The 20378-nt window shown below is 57.3% G+C and carries 17 protein-coding genes; 8 read left to right on the top strand and 9 right to left on the bottom strand.

The genetic code is table 11. The annotated features are described in order from the left end of the window. The first annotated feature begins 182 nt into the window (after window positions 1–182). Entirely contained in the window at window positions 183–1130 is a 948-nt protein-coding gene (locus QRN20_RS06340; RefSeq protein WP_004886288.1) for a LysR family transcriptional regulator, read from the top strand. An 88-nt stretch (window positions 1131–1218) separates the two neighbouring features. Further along, window positions 1219–2193, top strand: a complete 975-nt coding sequence (locus tag QRN20_RS06335; protein ID WP_122501251.1) for a 2-hydroxyacid dehydrogenase — start codon at window positions 1219–1221, stop codon at window positions 2191–2193. A gap of 94 nt (window positions 2194–2287) precedes the next feature. On the opposite strand, the gene QRN20_RS06330 is transcribed toward QRN20_RS06335, so the two are convergent. After that, window positions 2288–3199 carry a DMT family transporter gene (locus tag QRN20_RS06330; RefSeq protein ID WP_122606711.1) on the bottom strand — a complete coding sequence of 304 codons (912 nt, stop codon included), beginning with the start codon at window positions 3197–3199 and terminating at the stop codon, window positions 2288–2290. 136 nt (window positions 3200–3335) lie between these two features. Between QRN20_RS06330 and QRN20_RS06325 the strand changes: the two genes are divergently transcribed. After that, window positions 3336–4214: an AraC family transcriptional regulator gene (locus QRN20_RS06325; RefSeq protein WP_122606713.1), complete on the top strand. Its 879-nt coding sequence runs from the start codon at window positions 3336–3338 to the stop codon at window positions 4212–4214. Here QRN20_RS06325 and QRN20_RS06320 read toward each other — a convergent pair. Genes QRN20_RS06320 through QRN20_RS06310 form a run of 3 tightly spaced genes read right to left on the bottom strand, consistent with a single transcriptional unit; the run spans window position 4211 to window position 6452 of the window. Beyond that, window positions 4211–4540 carry a DUF3325 domain-containing protein gene (locus QRN20_RS06320; protein ID WP_096768007.1) on the bottom strand — a complete coding sequence of 110 codons (330 nt, stop codon included), beginning with the start codon at window positions 4538–4540 and terminating at the stop codon, window positions 4211–4213. The genes QRN20_RS06325 and QRN20_RS06320 overlap by 4 nt on opposite strands. Beyond that, on the bottom strand, window positions 4540–6090 hold the full coding sequence (locus tag QRN20_RS06315) for a PepSY-associated TM helix domain-containing protein (RefSeq protein WP_163003915.1): 1551 nt from the start codon (window positions 6088–6090) through the stop codon (window positions 4540–4542). The genes QRN20_RS06320 and QRN20_RS06315 overlap by 1 nt, the downstream gene beginning before the upstream one ends. 20 nt (window positions 6091–6110) lie before the next feature. Continuing rightward, the gene (locus QRN20_RS06310; RefSeq protein WP_029242274.1) at window positions 6111–6452 is read right to left on the bottom strand and encodes a DUF3649 domain-containing protein; all 342 of its coding nucleotides are present in this window, start codon (window positions 6450–6452) and stop codon (window positions 6111–6113) included. Window positions 6453–6626: 174 nt separating this feature from the next. Between QRN20_RS06310 and QRN20_RS06305 the strand changes: the two genes are divergently transcribed. The 5 genes from QRN20_RS06305 (at window position 6627) to QRN20_RS06285 (ending at window position 13158) form a co-directional block, all read left to right on the top strand. Beyond that, entirely contained in the window at window positions 6627–7130 is a 504-nt protein-coding gene (locus QRN20_RS06305) for a sigma-70 family RNA polymerase sigma factor (protein WP_043303027.1), read from the top strand. Then, a complete protein-coding gene (locus QRN20_RS06300) occupies window positions 7127–8104 on the top strand; it encodes a FecR domain-containing protein (protein WP_122606717.1) in 978 nt (325 codons plus the stop codon). The genes QRN20_RS06305 and QRN20_RS06300 overlap by 4 nt, the downstream gene beginning before the upstream one ends. A gap of 653 nt (window positions 8105–8757) precedes the next feature. After that, window positions 8758–11106: a TonB-dependent Fe(3+) dicitrate receptor FecA gene (fecA, locus tag QRN20_RS06295; protein ID WP_122430906.1), complete on the top strand. Its 2349-nt coding sequence runs from the start codon at window positions 8758–8760 to the stop codon at window positions 11104–11106. Between the two features lie 521 nt (window positions 11107–11627). Next, a complete protein-coding gene (locus QRN20_RS06290; RefSeq protein ID WP_004885100.1) occupies window positions 11628–12056 on the top strand; it encodes an HPF/RaiA family ribosome-associated protein in 429 nt (142 codons plus the stop codon). A 769-nt stretch (window positions 12057–12825) separates the two neighbouring features. After that, the gene (locus QRN20_RS06285; RefSeq protein WP_025996389.1) at window positions 12826–13158 is read left to right on the top strand and encodes a DUF3509 domain-containing protein; all 333 of its coding nucleotides are present in this window, start codon (window positions 12826–12828) and stop codon (window positions 13156–13158) included. Window positions 13159–13285: 127 nt separating this feature from the next. Here QRN20_RS06285 and QRN20_RS06280 read toward each other — a convergent pair whose 3' ends face one another. From QRN20_RS06280 to QRN20_RS06260, 5 genes are all read right to left on the bottom strand, one after another. After that, the gene (locus tag QRN20_RS06280; protein ID WP_096768013.1) at window positions 13286–14227 is read right to left on the bottom strand and encodes a PoNe immunity protein domain-containing protein; all 942 of its coding nucleotides are present in this window, start codon (window positions 14225–14227) and stop codon (window positions 13286–13288) included. Window positions 14228–14231: 4 nt separating this feature from the next. Next, window positions 14232–15284, bottom strand: coding sequence for a hypothetical protein (locus tag QRN20_RS06275; protein ID WP_240994900.1), 1053 nt, complete (start codon window positions 15282–15284; stop codon window positions 14232–14234). 183 nt (window positions 15285–15467) lie between these two features. Further along, window positions 15468–16409, bottom strand: a complete 942-nt coding sequence (locus QRN20_RS06270) for a PoNe immunity protein domain-containing protein (protein WP_122606721.1) — start codon at window positions 16407–16409, stop codon at window positions 15468–15470. A gap of 2 nt (window positions 16410–16411) precedes the next feature. Further along, window positions 16412–17971 carry a hypothetical protein gene (locus QRN20_RS06265; protein WP_122606723.1) on the bottom strand — a complete coding sequence of 520 codons (1560 nt, stop codon included), beginning with the start codon at window positions 17969–17971 and terminating at the stop codon, window positions 16412–16414. Next, the gene (locus QRN20_RS06260; RefSeq protein ID WP_122417107.1) at window positions 17968–20259 is read right to left on the bottom strand and encodes a type VI secretion system Vgr family protein; all 2292 of its coding nucleotides are present in this window, start codon (window positions 20257–20259) and stop codon (window positions 17968–17970) included. The genes QRN20_RS06265 and QRN20_RS06260 overlap by 4 nt, the downstream gene beginning before the upstream one ends. Between the last annotated feature and the right edge of the window lie 119 nt (window positions 20260–20378).

Raw genomic sequence — 20378 nt, 5'->3', positions numbered from 1 at the left:
ACCGGTAATGAAACGCCTCGAATGGCGGCGATTCTAGGCGGCGCTCGACATGGCGATAAGCAGGGAGATGTGTGATTCTTTATTACCGAAACGGCGATAATCCATTGGTATGACTGACATGCTGTTGTTACTTCATGTCACAATTTGTCGTCTATTGAAGCTGTTCCATTCAGAGAAGAACCATGGACACCCTGCAAAACATGCGTGCCTTCAGTTGCGTGGCGCAAGCGGGCAGCTTTACCGCCGCAGCGGCGTTGCTCGACACCACCACCGCCAACGTGTCGCGTGCCGTCTCCAACCTGGAAGCGCACTTGCAGACCCGTCTGCTCAATCGCACCACGCGCCGTATCGCGCTGACCGAAGCCGGCAAGCGCTATCTGCTGCGATGCGAACAGATTCTGATGTCTGTCGAAGAGGCCGAAGCCGAAGCCAGCGACGCCCATGCGCGTCCGGCCGGGCAGCTCAAGATGCATTCGATGCCGGGTGTCGGTCAGCATTACGTGGTCGATGCCATCGCCCGTTATCGGCGCAGCCACCCGGACGTGTCGTTCGACCTGACGCTGACCAGTCGTGTGCCTGATCTGCTGGAAGACGGTTACGACGTGTCGATCGTGCTGGCCAGCGAACTGCCGGACTCGGGCTTCGTGTCTCAGCGTTTGGGCATCACCTACAGCATCGTCTGTGCATCGCCGGAGTACATCAAGACGTTCGGCACTGCGCACAAGCCTGCGGACCTGCTGAACCACGCCTGCCTGCGTCTGGTAAGCCCGGTGTTTCCGCTGGAGAAATGGCTGTTCGACGGCCCGGACGGTCAGGAGATGGTCACCATCACCACCTCGCCGTTGCTGGTCAATTCGGCGGATGCCATGAAAACCGCGATTTCCAGCGGCATGGGTGTCGGTATCCTGCCGATCTATTCGGCCATCGAAGGCCTGCGCAACGGTACGCTGGTGCGGATCATGTCCGACTATCGCTCTCAGGAGTTGAACCTGTACGCCATCTACCCTTCGCGCCAGTACCTGGATGCCAAGATCAAGACCTGGGTCGAGTACCTGCGCGGCTCGCTGCCGGAGATTCTCGCAGCGGATGAAGCGGATCTGCATGTGCAGGCGCTCAAGAACATGTCCTGACGTCGTACAACTGCAAAAAGCGGCTGCAATCAGGCGGGCAGGAATGTTAGCGTGCTACTCATTCAACCCGCTCAAGAGTGACTGCCCAATGAAAAAAACCGTACTCGCCTTCAGCCGTGTGTCCCCTGAAATGGCCGAGCGCCTGTCGCAAGATTTCACTGTGATCGTGCCCGACCCGAAGCGCGGCGACCTCAATGCCCAGTTCGAAGAAGCCCTGCCCGAGTCCCACGGGATGATCGGTGCCGGCCGCAAACTGGGCCGCGAACAGTTGGTGAACGCCAGCCGTCTGGAAGTGGTATCGAGCATTTCGGTGGGTTACGACAACTACGACGTCGGCTACCTGAGCGAGCGCGGCATCATGCTGACCAACACGCCGGACGTGCTGACTGAAAGCACCGCCGACCTGGGTTTTTCGCTGATCATGAGCAGCGCACGCCGCGTGGCCGAGCTGGACGCCTGGACCAAGGCGGGCCAGTGGACACGCAGCATCGAGGCGCCGCATTTCGGCACCGATGTGCATGGCAAGACGCTGGGTATCGTGGGCATGGGCAACATCGGCGCAGCCATTGCGCGCCGTGGCCGACTGGGTTTCAACATGCCGATCCTGTACAGCGGCAACAGCCGCAAGACCGAACTTGAGCAGGAATTGGGCGCACAGTTCCGCAGCCTGGATCAGTTGCTGGCCGAATCCGATTTCGTGTGTCTCGTGGTGCCGTTGAGCGACAAGACTCGCCACCTGATCTCGCGCCGCGAGCTGAGCCTGATGAAGCCGAGCGCGATTCTGATCAACATCGCACGCGGTCCGATCGTCGACGAACCGGCGCTGATCGAAGCCCTGCAGAACGGCACCATCCGCGGCGCAGGCCTGGACGTGTACGAAAAGGAACCGCTGAGCGAATCGCCGCTGTTCCAGCTCAAGAACGCCGTCACCCTGCCCCACATCGGCTCGGCCACCACCGAAACCCGTCAGGCCATGGCCGACCGTGCCTACCACAACCTGCGCAGCGCACTGCTGGGTGAACGTCCACAGGATCTGGTCAATCCACAGGTGTGGAAGGGTTGATTGCACAACGGTTTGCTGCCTGATCGTGCCGATGCTCCGCGTCGGCATGCCGCCCGGGACGCTCCGCGTCCCTTTGTGTCAGCGCAGGAGAACGTCAGCGTGAGGGCTGACTGATGCCTGAGGTCGGCAACGCCACCAGCTTTACCTTCCTGAACACCAGTACATTGCCTGCCATCACCAGCACCAGACCGACCAGCGCAGCCGAGGTCCACTGATAACCCTCGACCCACGCTGAAATGTTCAGTGCCACCACAGGGAACAGCACGGTGCAATACGCCGCCCGTTCCGGCCCCATGCGGCCGACCAGGGTCAGGTACGCGGTGAAGCCGATCACCGAACCCGGAATGACCAGATACAACAGAGATCCCACGTAACGAGTGTTCCATTCAAACGTGAACGGCGTGCCGCTGAGCAGGCAGTACACGCTGAGAATCGTTGCACCATAAAACATGCCCCAGGCGTTGGTGGTCAGCGGACGCAGACCGGCTTTCTGCTGCATGCTCGACAGCATGTTGCCTGCCGAAAAGCACAGCGTGCCGAGCAACGCCAGACCCAACCCGATCAGGGTCTGATGGCTGGCACCGTGCCCGGACAGTTCAGGCCAGAACAGGCAACCCAATCCCAGCAATCCCAGCGCACCGCCGATCAGGACATTGCTGGCGATCTTCTGGCGAAAAAACACCCGCGCATTCAGCGCGTTCCACAAGGTTGCGGTCGAGAACACGACGGCGATCAGGCCGCTGGGGATCCACTGACTCGCGGTCAGAAAACACATGAAGTTGACGCAGAACAGACAGACACCCTGTGCCAGACAGATCAGCTGACCACGCCGATTGACCGGCTGCAAACGTCGGGTGATCAGCAGAATCGCGAACAGCACCAGCGCGGCCAGCGCGAAACGATAGACGATGGAGACAGGAATGGCGACCTCGCCGAGCTGGAGCTTGAGCGCAATCCAGGTCGTGCCCCAGATCAGCACGGTCAGCAGATAAAGCGAAATGTTCATGACGCAGGCTCCTTGATGAGCCATCAGTCTGCTGCGCGCCTCGCCATGCGCGCTTGCACAATCTTGCGCATTTGATCGACGGGGTGCTGGCAGCGGAGCCTGTCGCAGGTAGGATGAGCGTCATAGAGGAATCACCATGCCATCCATCGAATCCATCCAGGTCTTTCAGGCCCTGAACAGCTCGCCCCACTCCTGTCTCGAACAGAGCGCGACGCTGGGCGATGGGTTGATGGCAGCGCTGTGGAACAACCGGCATGACTCTCAGGAATATCACGCGCCTACCCACCACACGCTTTCCTGCTACATCGAAGACGGCACCGGCACCTTCCGGCGTGACAGACCCGACCAGAAAGGCTCGCCGGGCAAACTCTGCATCCTGCCTGCCGGACATGAGTCTGCATGGATCGTGAACGGCGAAATCCGTCTGGCGCACCTGTATTTCAGCGCCGAGCAATTCGCACTCAGTTGCGTCACGCTGCTGGATCGCGAGCCGCGCGAGATGCAGCTGCAGGAGAACACCTTTCTCGACGATCCCGCACAGACACAGCGTTTCCAGCAGTTGATCCGCCTGAACTGGGCCGAGCCGGGTGAGCGTTTACTGACCAGCAGTCTGGCGCACGAGATGATCGGTCATGCACTGCTGAGCCAGACCGGGCAGCGCGAAGGTCTGCGTTTGAAAGGCGGGCTGGCGCCACACTTGCGAAGGCAACTGGTGGACTTCATCGAGACGCACCTGGCAGATCCGCTGAGTCTCGGCCAGCTGGCAGGTCTGTGCGCCCTGTCGGAATACCACTTCGCCCGCATGTTTCGCGAAAGCTTCGGGCTGCCGCCTCACCAATACCTGCTGGCACGACGCCTGGAACAGGCTTGTCGGTTGCTGCGCACCTCCGGCAAACCGCTCGGCGAGATTGCGCTGGCCTGTGGATTTGCCAGCGCCAGTCATTTCAGCAACCGGTTCCGCCAAGCGATGGGCGCGACACCCGGTGAGTACCGCATGGCACTGACGGCGCTCTAAAACATCTGATCGAGCGCGGCCAGCGGGCTGAGCAGTACGGCGCAACCGGCCAGCATCAGCACCCGGCGCGGCCGGAAGGGCATCAGCGAAACCAGCACCACGGCGCTGGCCATCAATACCGCACACCACTGCACCAGCCCGATGGCCCAACCGTCGGCGTCCACTGCAGGCCAGGGCGAAACCAGCAGCGCACCCCAGCCGATCAGTTTGAAGTTCAGTCGACGACGCTCGGTGAGCGGCCCCTTGCACAGCTCAACGTAATGACGCGGCATGGACAGGCACAGCGCCGCAAAACCCAGATAGCACAGCAACGCCGCGAGCAGCATCAGTTCGCCTCCTGCGGGCCGGCCTGCAGCAGCAGGCTGTCCGGGCGCAGTGCCTTGCTGGCAGGTGACGACGTGAACTTCGTCGCCGTCCAGCCCAGAAACAGCCCCGTCGCAAGGGCCGTCAGGTCAAAGGCTGCGAGCACCCAATGGCCTGCGGCAAGCGAATCCATCAGATAGCGCCCGCTGGTCAGCAGATCCAGCAGCGGCAATGCGGCAAACAGAAATGCACCCGACCACAACTGCTCACGCCAGGCACTGCGACCACGGCGCACCAACGCGTGCAGCACGGACACGCCCCAGACACTGAAAAACACGCTGACTTCCCACTCCGCACGCCCGGCCAGTCCTGCGGGTATCACGCGATTGGCCCAGAAAAATGCAGCCACGGCGATCATCAGGCCGGACATGCTGGCGATGTTCAGCACTTCCACCAGCCTCAACTCCAACGGCAACACACCGCTTTTAGCGTGCTTGAGTTGACGTTTGCCCAGCCACATCACCAGTCCCGTGCCGATCATGGCAGTGCCTGCGATGCCGAAAATGAAGTACAGCCAGCGCAACAGTGGCTCGGCAAAATGGCCGACATGCAGGCCGTACATCGCCCCGGACACCTGCAACGCCATTGGCCGTTCCGGCACTTCGTCCTGCAACTCGCCGCTGACGCCGTTGAAGGTCAACGCACCGCCACGCTCCAGCACGATGCTGCCCTTGTCATCGCGGGTCAGCAGAACCGACGCCGCCGCGTCGCCCGGGTTATTCACGATCACCCGCCCGACATGGCCGGTTTCCCAGCGCTCGGTCGCCGTCTTGACCAGAGGCGCCAGCGCAATCAACGGCGCGGGATTGCCTTCGGCTTTGACGGAGCGAGAAGCCGGAAACGCTTCGCTATAGAACGCCTGAACATTGCCGTAGGCGGTCAGGATGCTGGCGGGCATGACCATCGACATGAAGATCACCAGACTGCTGTAAGTGATCATCAGATGAAACGGCAGCACCAGTATGCCCAGTGCGTTATGCCCATCGAGCCAGGAGCGCTGGCCCTTGCGAGGACGGAAGGTGAAGAACTCCTTGAAGACTTTCTTGTGAATGATGATGCCGGTGACCAGCGCGACGAACATCACCATCGCAGCGATGGTTGCCAGCCAGCGACCCCACGGGTACGGCATCTGTAGCTGATAGTGGAAGCGGTAGAAGAAATCTCCACCCCGCGTTTCGCGCGCCTGCACCTCGGCACCGGTCTGCGGGTCGAGCAGCTTGCGCACGAAATTGTTGCGCTGACCCGCCTTGCCTTCCGGCAGCCAACCCACCGACAGCCCCGGCGTTCGCTCGTCAGGCAGACTGATGAACCAGCGCGACGCACCGGCAGCATGGGTTTGCAGGTAGGTCTGGGCCAGTTGCACGCTGGCGCTGGCATCGAGGGTGCGTGCCGCAATCTCCGGCTGCATCCACTGGGTGATCTCGTCCTTGAAGTACGAGAGCGTCCCGGTCAGGAAAATCGCGAACAGCAACCAGCCGAAGAGAAGACCGATCCAGGTGTGCAGCCAGGCCATCGCCTGACGGAAGCCCTCTTTCATGACAACCACCTGCCGCAGGCGTACGCAGCGCCGAGCACAGCGCAGGGCGCCAACACGCCGACCCAGGCCTGCAGCGCCGTACGACAGGCGAAGCACCAGAGCACGGCGACCAGATAGACAAGGAATGACAGCATCATTGCCGTCACCACCGCTTCGGCACGGGGAAGCGGCAGCCACTGCGCAATGCAGATGCTGGTCATCGAAGCCAGCAGATAACCGGCGAAGATGGCTGCGAGCGCCCGCGAGGCCACGGCCAGTCGATAGGCAACTGTCACGACTCGGGTTTTGGGTATTCGCTTCTTGACCACCGGGGTGGTTGCGGCAGGTGAGCCATCCATTGGAGCGTCTTCGTTCGGGAGATTGAACAGCGGGAAGCGGGTCATGGCTCCAGCCAAATCCTGATTCGCCTTCAAACCGACGAATGAAGCGCAATATTAATGATAAATATTCTCATACGCAAAAGAGTCTGACAGAATCCACGCCACCCATGAATCCTCTGGATTGCTTTCCTGATGCACAGCACCCACCCTGCTCTCACCCACACCGTCGACGGCCTGTTCCGGGCGCATAACGCCTGGCTGACGGGCTGGTTGCGGCGCAGGCTCGGCTGTCCGCACAGTGCGGCGGATCTGGCGCAGGACACGTTCATCAAGGTGCTGGGCGCGCGCGACACGCAACAGATCGTGGAGCCGCGCGCGTTCCTGACCACCATCGCCCGACGCGTGCTGTGCAATCACTACCGACGTCAGGATCTGGAACGCGCCTATTATCAGGCGCTCTCCGAACTGCCCGAGAGCGTGGCGCCGTCGGAAGAAGAGCGGGCAATCATTCTTGAAACGCTGGTGGAACTGGATCAATTGCTGGACGGCCTTCCTGGCCCGGTGAAAAGCGCGTTCCTGATGTCGCAGGTTGATGGCCTGAGCCATGGCGAGATCGCCAGCGCGTTGGGTATTTCCATCGCAACGGTCAAACGCCACCTGAACAAGGCCGCCCTGCGCTGCTACTTCGCCCTATGAACCTGAACAGCGAATCCCTGAACAAGTCCGACATCTCGCCCGCGGTCGCGCAACAGGCCGTCGGCTGGCTGCTGGAAATGCAGGAAGGTTCGTTGAATACGGGTCGTCAGAAGGCTTGGCAGCTCTGGCTCAATGGCAACGCCGAGCATCAACGGGCATGGGCGCATATCCAGCGGGTCAATCAACGCTTGAGTGGCCTTTCATCACCGCTCGCCCACGCGGCTCTTGGCGCGCCTAAATCCGGCAGCCGACGTCACGCGCTCAAATTGCTGTTGTTGCTGGGCGCAGGTTCAATCGCGGGCTGGAGCCTGCGTGACCAGATCGCGCTGCAACCCTTGCTGGCCGATTACAACAGCGGCGTGGGCGAACAGCGCAAGGTGGCCTTGAGCGACGGCAGCCAGATCCAGTTGAACACCGCCAGCGCCGTGGATGTGAAATTCGATGTGCAGCAGCGACTCATTCGGCTGTTGTCGGGCGAAATCCTGATGACCGCCTCGGCCGATACCCGACCGCTGAACCTGCTGACCGCCGAGGGCTCCGTGAAGGTCGCGACCGGCAGCAGTCGTTTCAACCTGCGCCAGCTCAATGGACGCACGCAACTGGCGGTGTTCGCCGGAGTGGTCGAACTGGCGCCCGGTGAGCGCGCAGGTACGGGGCTGATCGTGCAGGCGCAGCAACAGGTGACGTTCAGCCGCAACGCCTGGGACAGCGTCCGCCCCGTGGATGCGAGCAGCGGCGCCTGGGCCGACGGCATGCTGGTCGCTTCGCGCATGAAACTGAGCGATTTCCTCGGCGAACTGGGACGTTACCGCCGCGGCCGTCTGAACTGCGACGCGAAAGTGGCCAACCTGCTGATCTCCGGCAGCTACCCGCTGGCAGACAGCGAACGGATCCTCGACATGCTGGAAATCGCCCTGCCCGTGCGCATTCAGCGCTTTACCCGGTATTGGGTGAACGTGCAGGCGCGGGTTTGAATCACGGAGTGCATGATCAACCCATGCCGATCGTTCCTTACGCTCCGCGCTCATCGTTATACACAAGTCCGCAAGACGCCCAAAACGGGGGCAAAACGAAAGTGACTGACTGAATGCATACCCCGTGGGAGGCGGCTTGCCGGCGATGGCGTCAGTTCAGTCACTGATAGATCGCTTCAGAAAAAGCCTCGCCGGCAAGCCGCCTCCCACCGTCCGTGGCCGCAGCAAGACTCGGGTATAACGCTGAGCACAAGCATGGGCATGATCGGGGTGCTTGAGATCACGCTGATCGTTCCTACGCTCCGCGTGGGAATGCCGCTCAGGACGCTCCGCGTCCGCTCTTGAATGTGGCGCAGATGCGTGGACAAGCTCCAGCGTTATCCACGTCATGCGCTCGGCTCACTGAATCCGCAATCTGTGCCATTTGTGACGCGGAGCGTCACGGGATGCATGCCCACGGTGAGCGATGGGCACGATCAGTGTTGAGGCGGACTTATGTATAACGATGAGCGCTCTACGTTGGAATGCCTCTCAGGACACTCCGAGTCCCGGCTCAATGGCGTCGTAAATATATTTCAAAATACGTGAGCCGTTTCCAGATCCTCGCGTGACAGACAGGGAAAGCATTTCAATCTCCGGTCGAGGACTCCCGCATGTCAGCCCGCCCTACCCAACTCTCTCCGTTGGTGCGCACGTTGCGCCATGTCATTTTCGGCGCCAGCCTTTCGGTGGGCAGCCTGTCGATGGCCTATGCAGCAGATGCAGCACCCAAGGTTTACCACATCGCACCGAGCGAGCTGGAAACGGCGTTGAGCCAATTTGGTCGGGAAGCAGGCGTGCTGATTTCCTATGGTTCGCAGATCACCAGCGGCCTGAAAAGCCGTGGCCTCGAAGGTCAATATACGCCTGAGCAAGGCCTCAATGCACTACTAGAAGGGACCGGTCTGCAAGCTGTGGCGGATGGCAATAATGGCTTCACCGTGCAATCGGCCAGTGTCGCTGGAGCACCGATAGAACTGGGTGTCTCAACGGTCGTCGGTGACTGGCTGGGCGAGGCGCAGCAGACCAACGTGTTCGAACATCCTGGCGCACGTGACGTGATCCGCCGCGAAGAATTCGAACGTGTCGGCGCCACCTCCGCCCGTGATGTACTGAACCGCATCCCCGGCGTCAATGCCCCGGACAACAACGGCACTGGCAGCCATGACATGGCGCTGAACTTCGGCATTCGCGGCCTGAATCCACGTTTGGCCTCACGCTCTACCGTGCTGATGGATGGCATCCCGGTGCCGTTCGCACCCTACGGTCAGCCGCAGTTGTCATTCGCGCCGATCAGCATGGGCAACATGGACGCCGTGGACGTGGTGCGCGGCGGTGGCGCAGTGCGTTACGGCCCGCAGAACGTCGGCGGTATCGTCAACTTCGTGACCCGCGCCATTCCCGACGAACCAACGCTCAAAGGCGGCATCCAGACCGAAACCAGCCCGTCTTCCAGCCACGACGGCTTCAAGACCACCGGCAACCTGCTGGCGGGCGGTACCGCTGACAATGGCCTGGGCGGCGCGATTTTGTATTCCGGCGTGCGCGGCGGCGACTGGCGCGAGCACAGTGACACACAGATCGATGACCTGATCCTCAAAGGCAAATACCAGATCGACGACGCCAACAGCCTCAACGCCATGGCCCAGTACTACGATGGCGAAGCCGAAATGCCTGGCGGCCTGAGTGTTGCGGACTACGATGCCGATCCGTATCAGTCGACTCGACTGAAAGACAAGTTCTGGGGCCGTCGCACCATGTTCAACTTCGGCTATCGCTACGAGCAGGATGCCCGCGTCTTCACTGCCAACACCTTCTTCACCAAGACCCTGCGCAGTGGTTATCTGGACCAGGGCAGCTTTGTCTCCCTGTCGCCTCGTGAATACTGGGTACGCGGCCTGGAAACACGTTTCTCGCAAGGTTTCGCGCTGGGTGAAACCTGGCACGAAGTGGGCGTCGGCTATCGCTACGTGAACGAAGCGGGTCATGAAATGCGCTATCGCGAGCCGGTAACCGGCGACTTGCCAACCACCGCCAGCCGCAACGACCGCGACACCCGTGGATCGACCGAGGCGCACGCGTTCTACATCGATGACCGGATCGACATCGGCAAGTGGACCATCACGCCCGGCATTCGCTACGAGATGATCGACACCGCGCAGAACAACAACCTGACCAACGTCAAATACCAGGGCGACTACAACACCGCGTTGCCTGCATTGAACGTGCTTTATCACCTGACCGACACCTGGAACCTGTACGCCAACACCGAAGGCTCGTTCGGCAGCGTGCAGTACAGCCAGATGCCAAACCGTGTCACCGGCGGCGAAGTGAAGCCTGAGAAAGCACGCACCTGGGAGCTGGGCACGCGCTATGACAACGGCAACCTGCGCGCCGAGATCGGGGCGTTCCTGATCAACTTCGACAACCAGTACGACAGCAACCAGACCAACGACACCGTCATCGCACGCGGCGAGACACGCCATCAGGGCATCGAGACCAGCATCAACTACGCGCTGGAAGGTCTGAGCCCGGCACTGGCGGGTTACGACGTGTACGCAACCTACGCGTTCGTCGACGCCACCATCCGCGAGGACGGCCCGAACAAGGGCAACCGTGTGCCGTTCTCCTCGAAGCACAAAGGGACGATGGGCGTCAGCTACACCGAAGGCCCTTGGAAACTGAACCTCGACAGCTCATTCCAGAGCGACCAGTTCGCCGACAACGCCAACACCTCGGCAGAAAGCGCCGACGGCAGCACCGGCCGCATTCCCGGCTACATGCTGTTCAGCACCCGCGCCGGTTACGACTTCGGCCCTCAGTTGTCCGACCTGAACGTGGCAGTCGGCGTGAAGAACATCTTCAACCGCCAGTACTACACCCGCTCCTTCGACGACAACAACCGCGGCAAATACGTCGGCGAGCCACGCACGCTGTACGTGCAGACCTCGGTTGCGTTTTGATCGCTGACTGATCGTGCCCATGCACCCCATGGTTGCAGCAAGACCTGGGTATAACTCTGAGCGCAAGCATGGGCATGGTCGGTGAGCTTGAGATCACGCTGATCGTTCCCACGCTGCAGCGTGGTAACGCCTCCCAGGACGCTCCGCGTCCGCTCTCGAATGTGTCGCAGAGCGTCGTGGGTGCATGCCCAAGCTCCAGCGCTTATCGTCATACATGTCATGCGCTCGGCTCGCCGAATCCGCAATCTGCGCCATTTGTGACGCGGAGCGTCACGATGCACGCCTGACTCACAATGACACGATCACCCTCCCCTCCCAGACATACCAGTAGGAAATCCATACCGTTACCGTATGGAATTTTCGTTCAAACACTTCCTGTTTTTTTCTACTGCGAAATATTTCTTCCATATTGGGGTTGAATTGTTGGGTCATTGCCGCCAACACTGTGAATGAGCGCAAACGAAACCGCGAGTCATCGCGCAGTCCAGGCTCACACGAGCAAGCCCTAATAAGGATTAACTATGCAAATCCAGGTCAATAGCGATAATCACATCGAAAGCAGTATCCGACTGGAGGAGTGGGTTCGTACCACCGTTGAAAGCACGCTCGAACATTACGACGAATACCTGACTCGCGTGGAAGTCCATATCCGCGATGAAAACGGCGACAAGCCAGGCCCGCATGACATCAAATGCCAGATGGAAGCCCGGCCAAAAGGACACCAACCTATTTCTGTTTCCCACAAGGCCGATACGGTAGATCAGGCTGTGGATGGCGCGGCGGTAAAACTCGATCACGCCCTTGAGCATCTGTTCGGCAAGCTGCGCGGCAAGCGCGGTGCAGCGCCCATCCTGACCGAGCAGGATGAGGATTCGGTCAGCCCGGACGCGCTGCTTGAAGAGGAATTCCTGGAAAAAGAACAGGAGAAAGAAGCCGCTCGTTTAAGCTGATTCCGATTCACTGCATGAACAGGTTTCACGAATAGACAAGAAGGGCGAATCCGCAAGGGTTCGCCCTTTTTCGTGATGCCCGATACTGGCCGGGCAAACGCATCGCAAAATGACCCAGCCTGCGACTGATCGGTGCGCACCACAAACGCTCGACGCACATCTTTGTATCACCTGGAACACAGTCACCCTGCTGCCGGGCAACGTCCAGATGCCGTCTATCGAATTTAACATCCAGTGACAAAGCCAATACCGGGCGCTGTTCCAGCCTCTCCCGCGAGCAAAAACGGTCATCGCTGACCTGCCTTCAAGCGCTAGCTGATTACCCGCAAGGCGGGCATTCTACCCTCTTCCAGCCGCAGTCCAGAGCCTCCACTGCCGCGCTTTTCGGAACACCTCCAAACGAGGTTTCCATCCCGCAAACGCGAATGTTTGCCCGAAAAGGAAAAGCGTCTGAATGTCTGACAATCCATCGAACTGGATTAGAAAAAATCGCCTTTCTGACAGCATCCGTCAGTACACGAGACAGATCTGATCAGGTGCCTTCAAGCATCGCCGTCGCCGAGCTGACAGTGCACCTGCCTTCAGCGAAATTCGGTGCTGACGGTTACAGATCCAGCGCGTCGAATCAGCCGACTCCTGAAAATGGCCCGAACCGTGCAACCCACCAATGGCGACACCCAAACCACGGCCAAGCCACTGATCGGCCGCTGAGAACCAAAAGGACTTACACCCGGTCAACTTATGCAGAACCATTGAGCAGGTAAATGATATGGACAATCCTTTTCAGATGATCACGGACACTTTCCATCCGGACTATCGGGTGAATCTGAGCATTCAAGGACTGGACGGCAGCATCATGCTGACGCTCTCCAATGAACGTGGCGTCGTCGCCAAGCGCCTGATCAGCGCCGCTCAACGTAACGACCCGGAACGCCTGCGCCGCCTGATAGAAAGCGTGCAGTTCGGCATTGCCATCGAACGTGGCGACAGCGCAATCAAGATCCTGGCTGCAATGACAGATGGCGCAGCACTCCGGCAGCCAGGCGCGCCGTCTAATGACGAGTGGCAGCGAAAGCGGCCGAATCTGGCGGCGGGGATCTGATCAGGCTGTCCGGTTTTAAAACAACCATGAATCCTGATTCAACCCTTGCCACGTCCTATCCAGTCGACGGGGCTTTGATGACAAAGCGTTCAACACTGACTTCGCGTTGAACGCTTCATTGAAGATTTCATTCTTCTCCCGACCAATACCAAAGCGTATCGCCCCACGTCGAATCACTGATACTTGGCATGATCTCGCCTTGCTGAAAGTGGCGTCTTGAATTGGCTTGGGCTGGAGTAAACCAGTAGCCGGTCTTGGTGCAAGGATCGCCAGCGACCACTCGGTTGATCTGAGTACCGTTAGCGCCTTGATAATTTCTTGCGTATTCGACCAGGTCCTTGGGATAGACCATATGATCTATCTTGCTGTCGTCTATGTTGTATAGGAAAGCGATGGCGCCGGCTTCGATGGCCCAATAGCCTACATAATTACCGTCTTCTCCCTGAAGGTGCGTGTCGTGCCAAGGAGCCTGTTTAAATGCGGGATACCATTGTTTGCAATATTTCTCCAAATATTCAGCAGCTTCAATTTTGGATTTTGCATATATTGCCTGTACTAAAGATGAATATACGTCGTGATACCATTGATCGATATCGTGCCTGCTAGGTAGCATTTTGCAAAGTAGATCTTCATATAGTGTATCTTCCCCCTCGTACCCGCCATTATCTATAAGCTTGACGAATCGCTTCAATAGGTCAATGCGATGCAATAGGATGCAGAACCCTATGACTTGTACGCACTCCTCATATTCGTGTGGCCAGCTATCTAATGCCAAAGGTGAAATGTCAGGCGAATTTTCTGACGTTGCAAGAGCAGCTTGTCGTGCCTCATACTTTTCAATCAAATCTTCAAGTAGAGGTGGGAGAGATGATATGTCCTCTCCCGCTGTATATGTCGCTGTGAGCCTTCGAAGTGCTAAACGCTGTGTGAATCTTGAGCGAAGCGTAGCTTCCCCTTCAGGGGTATCCGACTTAAATATCGTTTTTTTTAGAAGCTCTGTCGCCTCATCATGATCGTTAAGAAAGTTCTTATAATGGGTTTCGCTAAAGAGTTTTTGTCTTTTGATCATCTGGTTAGGCCTCAAACTTGAGAGAGTCTAGTGCGCCATACTTTTTGGCTAAAGATTTTTTACGCTTGTTCACGAAGCCTTTAACTTCATTCTCTCCGTAATGAAAAGCCTTGTGACTCTGGTGGGAAGACTCATCAGAGTTGTTCAAGCGGGCGCTTGCATGTTCTTTGGGACTCAGGCTGCCGTGATATAACGGTGTGTAGAACAAATGGCGACTGTATGATGCAGCCACTTGAAGCTGTAAAGAATACGTCGAGACGGCTTTCTCCAAATTCTCCTCAATCCACTCGTCACTCATTTGAACAAGTAAACGCCTTGGAGCTTTAGATGGGCGAGCTTCGATTTTTGTTGTATTAGTATTATTTTTACCAGTGCTTACTTTTTTTGGTTTATTAGCAAGTGATTTGTTTTCTGGGATTTCACGGGGCTCAATCAGTTCGCTTGGCTCAGCAAGGCCCGACACTCCCAGTTTAGAACTAACCCCCGGCTTCCGAGTATTGTTCATTTTACGCATAAATTTCGGCGCATCTTCATCACGGCTCGCCTTGGCCTCGACTATGGCAAATTTTTCGCCTCCGTTGTTAGCAGGATTCGCGCGCCATACTGCATCAATACCTGTTCCGTTAGCGCCGTCGGTTAACTTGTAAAGGATGTGCTTTCCCTTCGGACTGCCACCTTTAGAAAGCTTCCCCATCTTGCTCCCACTCGGCAAACCCTCAAGCCTCTTCCCGTCCGAGCCCTTGTCATGCCCGTCCCAGTCCTTGCCCCAGCCAAATTCGACTGCGCAGATATAGTCGGCAATGTGTTCGCCACTCACGCCCAGCCCTTCGTTCAGAATACTGGACGGTGCTTGAAGACCAACTCGGGAAGCTTCGACCTGATTGGAATGGGTGCCGCTGGCGTTTTCCTTACCCTGCGCCGCAACAGTCGTGTCCTTGCTGGCGGGCTTCTCGACCCGTTTCGGATGACTGGAACCAGAGGACGCCGCAGAGCTGTTTCGCTGCATTCCCTTCCATTTCACCAGTCGCTTTTCAACGACGCCAACTATGGCTGGCATGTTGTCGCGGGAGGCGGCAAGGACGGTAACGACAGATGTCTTTGCCCAGTTGGGCAGCCCTTGAAATGTCGAGGAACCCTTGACGCCTGTGATGATGTCATCCAGCTCACCCCGCAGCTTCCCGGCATCGAATACCTGCTTGAGCAGTTCTTCAGCGGTCTCCTCGAAATAATTAGACCAGCCTTAATCTTCTCCCGACCAGTACCAAAGCGTATCGCCCCACGTCGAATCACTGATACTTGGCATGATCTCGCCTTGCTGAAAGTGGCGTCTTGAATTGGCCTGGGCTGGAGTAAACCAGTAGCCGGTCTTGGTGCAAGGATCGCCAGCGACCACTCGATTGATCTGAGTGCCGTTAGCACCTTGGTAATTTCTTGCATATTCGACCAGATCCTTGGGATAGACCATATGATCTATCTTGCTGTCGTCTATGTTGTATAGGAAAGCGATCGCGCCGGCTTCTATGGCCCAATAACCTACGTAACTACCTCCTTCACCTTGAAGATGAGTGTCGTACCATGGAGCTTGCTTAAAAGCTGGATACCATTGCTTGCAATAATCATTCAGGAGTTTGGAAGATTTTTCCTTCGTTTCTGCGTATATAGCCTGAACAAGAAGTGTGTATACATCGTGATACCATCTGTCGACATCATGCCTATTCGGTAGGTTTTTTCTTAATAGATCCTCATACAGAGTATCATCACCAACATATCCTGCCTCATCTATTACAGCTACAAACCGCTTTAATAAATCGCTGCGATGTAAGAGAATGCACAAACTCATAACCTGCACGCACTCTTCATATTGGTACGACCAATCATCTATCGCAAGGGGAGATATTTTTGGCGCCCCTTCCAAGATGGCTAATTTTTTTTGCCATGTTTCGTATTTTTCTATTAGCTCCTCGACCAGTGGTATAAGAATTTCTATTTCTTCTCCTGAAGTATAGCAGGCAAGTATTTTATCGAAAAGCAAGCTCTGGAGTTGCTCCGCCTTTAGCGAAGCCTCTTCTTCGGGAGAATCCGCCTCGAGTGTATTTATTTTGCAGAACTCAATAACTTCGTCATATTCTTTTAAGAAGGTTCTATAGTGATTTTCGCTGTAGAATTTTTGTCTCTTATTCATTTTTATTTCTCAATGGTAAGCGTTTCTAGACTTCCATATTTCTGGACTAAAGATCTTTTACGTTTATTCACAAAGCCCTTAACCTCTTCGTCATTGTAGTGGAATGCTTTGTGGTTCTTATGGGTTTCATCAGTTGAGTTATTCAGGCGCGCGCTTGCATGCTCTTTAGGGCTGAGGCTTGGGTGGTATAGTGGTGTATAGAAAAGATGACGACTATATGAGCTTCTTACTTGAACAGCTAACGCTGGTCCGGGAACGGCATTTCTGATATTTTTAAAAATCCATTGCTTGCTCATTTGCACTAATATAACTTTTGTTTTTAGACCTGTAGGCTGTTCGGACCTCTTAGCGGCCGGTTGCTTTTTTCCTGTTACAACGGATGCTTTGTTCTGTCCTTTGGCATCGTCATTTTCGACAGGCTCGATCAAATCACTAGGATCACCTAAGCCAGACACACCCAGTTTGGACGCAACCCCCGGTTTACGCGTATTGTTCAACTTTCGCATAAACTTAGGCGCATCCTCATCCTTACTCGCCTTGGCTTCGACAATCGCAAATTTCTTACCCCCATTGTTAGCAGGATCAGCCCGCCACACCGCATCAATCCCTGTCCCGTTCGCCCCATCTGTCAGCTTGTAAAGCACATGCTTTGCCTTAGGACTTCCGCCAGCTGACAGCTTCCCCAACTTGCTCCCACTCGGCAAACCCTCAAGCCACTTCCCGTCCGAGCCCTTGTCATGCCCGTCCCAGTCCTTGCCCCAGCCAAATTCGACTGCGCAGATATAGTCGGCGATGTGCTCGCCACTGACGCCCAGCCCTTCGTTCAGAATACTTGAAGGTGCTTGCAAGCCTACTCGGGAAGCTTCGACCTGATTGGAATGGGTGCCGCTGGCGTTTTCCTTACCCTGCGCCGCAACAGTCGTGTCCTTGCTGGCGGGCTTCTCCACCCGTTTCGGATGGCTGGACCCAGAGGACGCCGCAGAGCTGTTCCGCTGCATTCCCTTCCATTTCACCAAGCGCTTTTCGACGATACCCACTATTGCTGGCAGGTTATCGCGAGACATGATGAGGGCTTCGACGATTCCTCCCTTTGCCTGGCTGGGAAGCTGTTGGAATGTAGAAGAGCCTTTTACTGCCGTGATGATGTCATCCAGCTCACCGCGCAGCTTTCCGGCATCGAATACCTGCTTGAGTAGTTCTTCAGGGCTGGTCTTGATGCCGCATTCCTGCAGCACGAAGCGCAGCAGGTCAAAGAGGACCGGGGCGTAGCGTTCGGGGTCCTTGTTGACGATGCGCATGCTTTTCTTGAGGCCGTCACCCGGCCCTGGAATCCAGCCGATGATGGCCATCAACAGGTCAAACTGAGCGTCTTCCTTGCCTGACGTCGACTCTGAGTTGTAAAGGACGATCGACGACTCGATGGTGTCGTAGGCGTCGATGGCCTGGCCAAGAAAAGGGACGGCACCGAGCGCAATACCCTTGGCCAGTTCAACAGCAGCCTCCTGATAAGCGTCGCTGCGGTCTTCGCCGCCGTTTGTTCCTTCAGTGACTTCCCCGCTCATGACACTCTCCCTGCGGCTTTTTCCACCAATGCCTGTAGATCGATCTGGTCTGGGTCCAGACCGAGTTTGCGTAGGTCTTCGTTAACCTTTTCATCCGAGTTCTGGACAACGGTCACGCTTTCGCGAGTGAACGGCCTCGGATCTTCGCCGTAGTAGACCTTGGCCGGGCCTTGCGGAACATCTTCGAGCCGGGCGAAGCCGTCGTCGTCCAGCACACCTTCGCGTGTCGATCCATCGGCAAAGTCGACGCGATACGACGCACCAGGCACCGGTTCAAGGTTGTCATAATGCAGGTTCAGCTCAAGCCAGGTCGGGTTGGCCTTGGCTTCTTTCATCAGATTCCCGGCGGCGTCGACAGCAGCCAGCCCAGGAATGAGCGGGGCCAGAATACCGATCCCGGTCCCGACACCCGCAGAGCCTCCTGTATTGACCTTTACCTCCGCCCCGCTGATCGTTACGCCACCGGCATCAAGCTTGATGAAACTCCCGCCTGCCTTGGACGTGAGCTCCATGCCCCCTTCCACCACCACCTTCTGACCTGCGTGGTAGTGGATTTCCTGACCGGCTTCGACGAACTGCGCGGTGCCTACCTTCAGATGCTGCGTCGCGCCCACGGTCAGGTGATCGTCGGCACGGGTTTCGGTCTTGCGGTCCAGATGTGTGATGCGGTGTTCTTCAACCTTGAACTGGCTGAGGACATTGGCTTCAACCGTGTCGTGCCGCTCGTTGCCGATATGGATCTTCTGGTCGTGCTCGATGTTCTCATCCCAGTCACGCTGGGCATGGATGTAGATCTGTTCGGCGCCTTTCCTGTCTTCGATACGAAATTCGTTGTAACCCTGACCACCCGGTGAGCTGAGGGTTTTGAAGGTGCTACGGGTCTTGTTGGCGGGCAGCTCGTAGGGCACAAGGTTTTCCTTGTGATACAGGCAGCCGGTGATCAGCGGCTGATCAGGATCACCTTCAAGAAAGGTGACAAGTACTTCCATACCTATGCGCGGGATAGCGATTGCGCCGTAAGCGCTGCCTGCCCAGCCGTTGGCAACGCGCAGCCAGCATGTGGTGTTGCCGTCCGACTGACCCTCGCGATCCCAGAAGAACTGCACTTTGACGCGACCGTACGGATCGGTATGGATCTCTTCACCTGCCGGGCCGGTGACGATGGCGGTCTGGCTGCCGAGCACCTTGGGTTTTGGATGCTCGAGCGCCGGACGAAAGTGGGCATCCCAGGGTGTGGCAAGAAAACGGTTGCGGTAGCCCTGGTGGAAGTCGTCTTTGTTGTCGGTCACATCGCTGGTGATGTTTTCACCGAGCACCTGGGGCTGCTTGCCCTCGTGAATAACCTCCAGCAGCAGCCACAGATCATTCCACTCGGCGCGCGGATGTTCGTTGAGGGCCAGGAAGTGGCCGCTGACCAGTGTAGGCTCGTCGCCTTTGCCTTCTGCCAGGCGATAGTCGCTGCGATGGCGCTCAAGGGCTCGCGTGGCCAGTTGTTTACCGCGGGCACGGTCGGTGAACCGCCCCGGATAATCGTAATCTTCAAGGTCCGGAGCAAACTCGCTTTTGGCTGAGCTTTCGGGCAGAACGCTGGGTTTTTCAAAGTCGTAATCGCGGCGGCTGACACGGGTGCTACGGGTTTCCAGGCGCAGATTGAAACGTTTGATCACCGGTTGCTCGGCAGCCATGCCGGAGTCCTGTTGATAGCTCACGGGCGCAAGCTTGGGGAACACCGTCTGATCGTCTCCGAACACCAGGGTGTGTCCGCTGGCGGAATGTTGAAAGTGGAAATGAATCCCCTCTTCTTCGCAAAGCCGCTGGATGAAATGCAGGTCGGACTCATCGTACTGCACGCAGTAATCACGCTCGGGGTAAACCGCGCCGAGCTGAAAGCGATAGGCGTCGGCCAGGATGCCGCGTGCTTCCAGCACCTGAGCGATGATCTTTGGCACTGACAGTTGCTGGAAGATCTGCTGGTCGTGATTGTGTCGCAGGTAGGCAAGCTGAGGCACCAGACTGATGCTGTAACGGGTCAGCCTTTTGCCGGAGTCACCTTGCTCGATGCGATAGACCAGACCGTGGATGACACCCTTGCCGGTGGCACCAAAGGTCAGGCAGGCGCGCTTGTGCAGCAGTTCTTCAAGTGCAATGTCAGGTCGTGCGCTGACCAGTTCGATGTCAAAGCAATACGGCTGGTTGAGCGCTTCGCGACCGACGAAAGCAAGCACTTGAAAGTCAACGGATATGCCCTCCAGCGTGAGGGAGATATGGGTTGCGTTAGCGTCCAGCATGCCGGAATCCTGTCCATCTGAAGCCTTCGGGAACCAGAATGGTGCTGGAATACAAGCTTTATCTCAACGCAAAAATCAGCAGGTGAAAAAGAAATATTGCCTACTGCCCCGCCTCCTCT

The organism is Pseudomonas sp. fls2-241-TYG-175, assembly GCF_030209155.1.
GTDB lineage: Bacteria > Pseudomonadota > Gammaproteobacteria > Pseudomonadales > Pseudomonadaceae > Aquipseudomonas > Aquipseudomonas viridiflava.
Note: the sequence above shows the minus strand (reverse complement) of the source record. Positions and strands in the feature narration are given on the sequence as shown.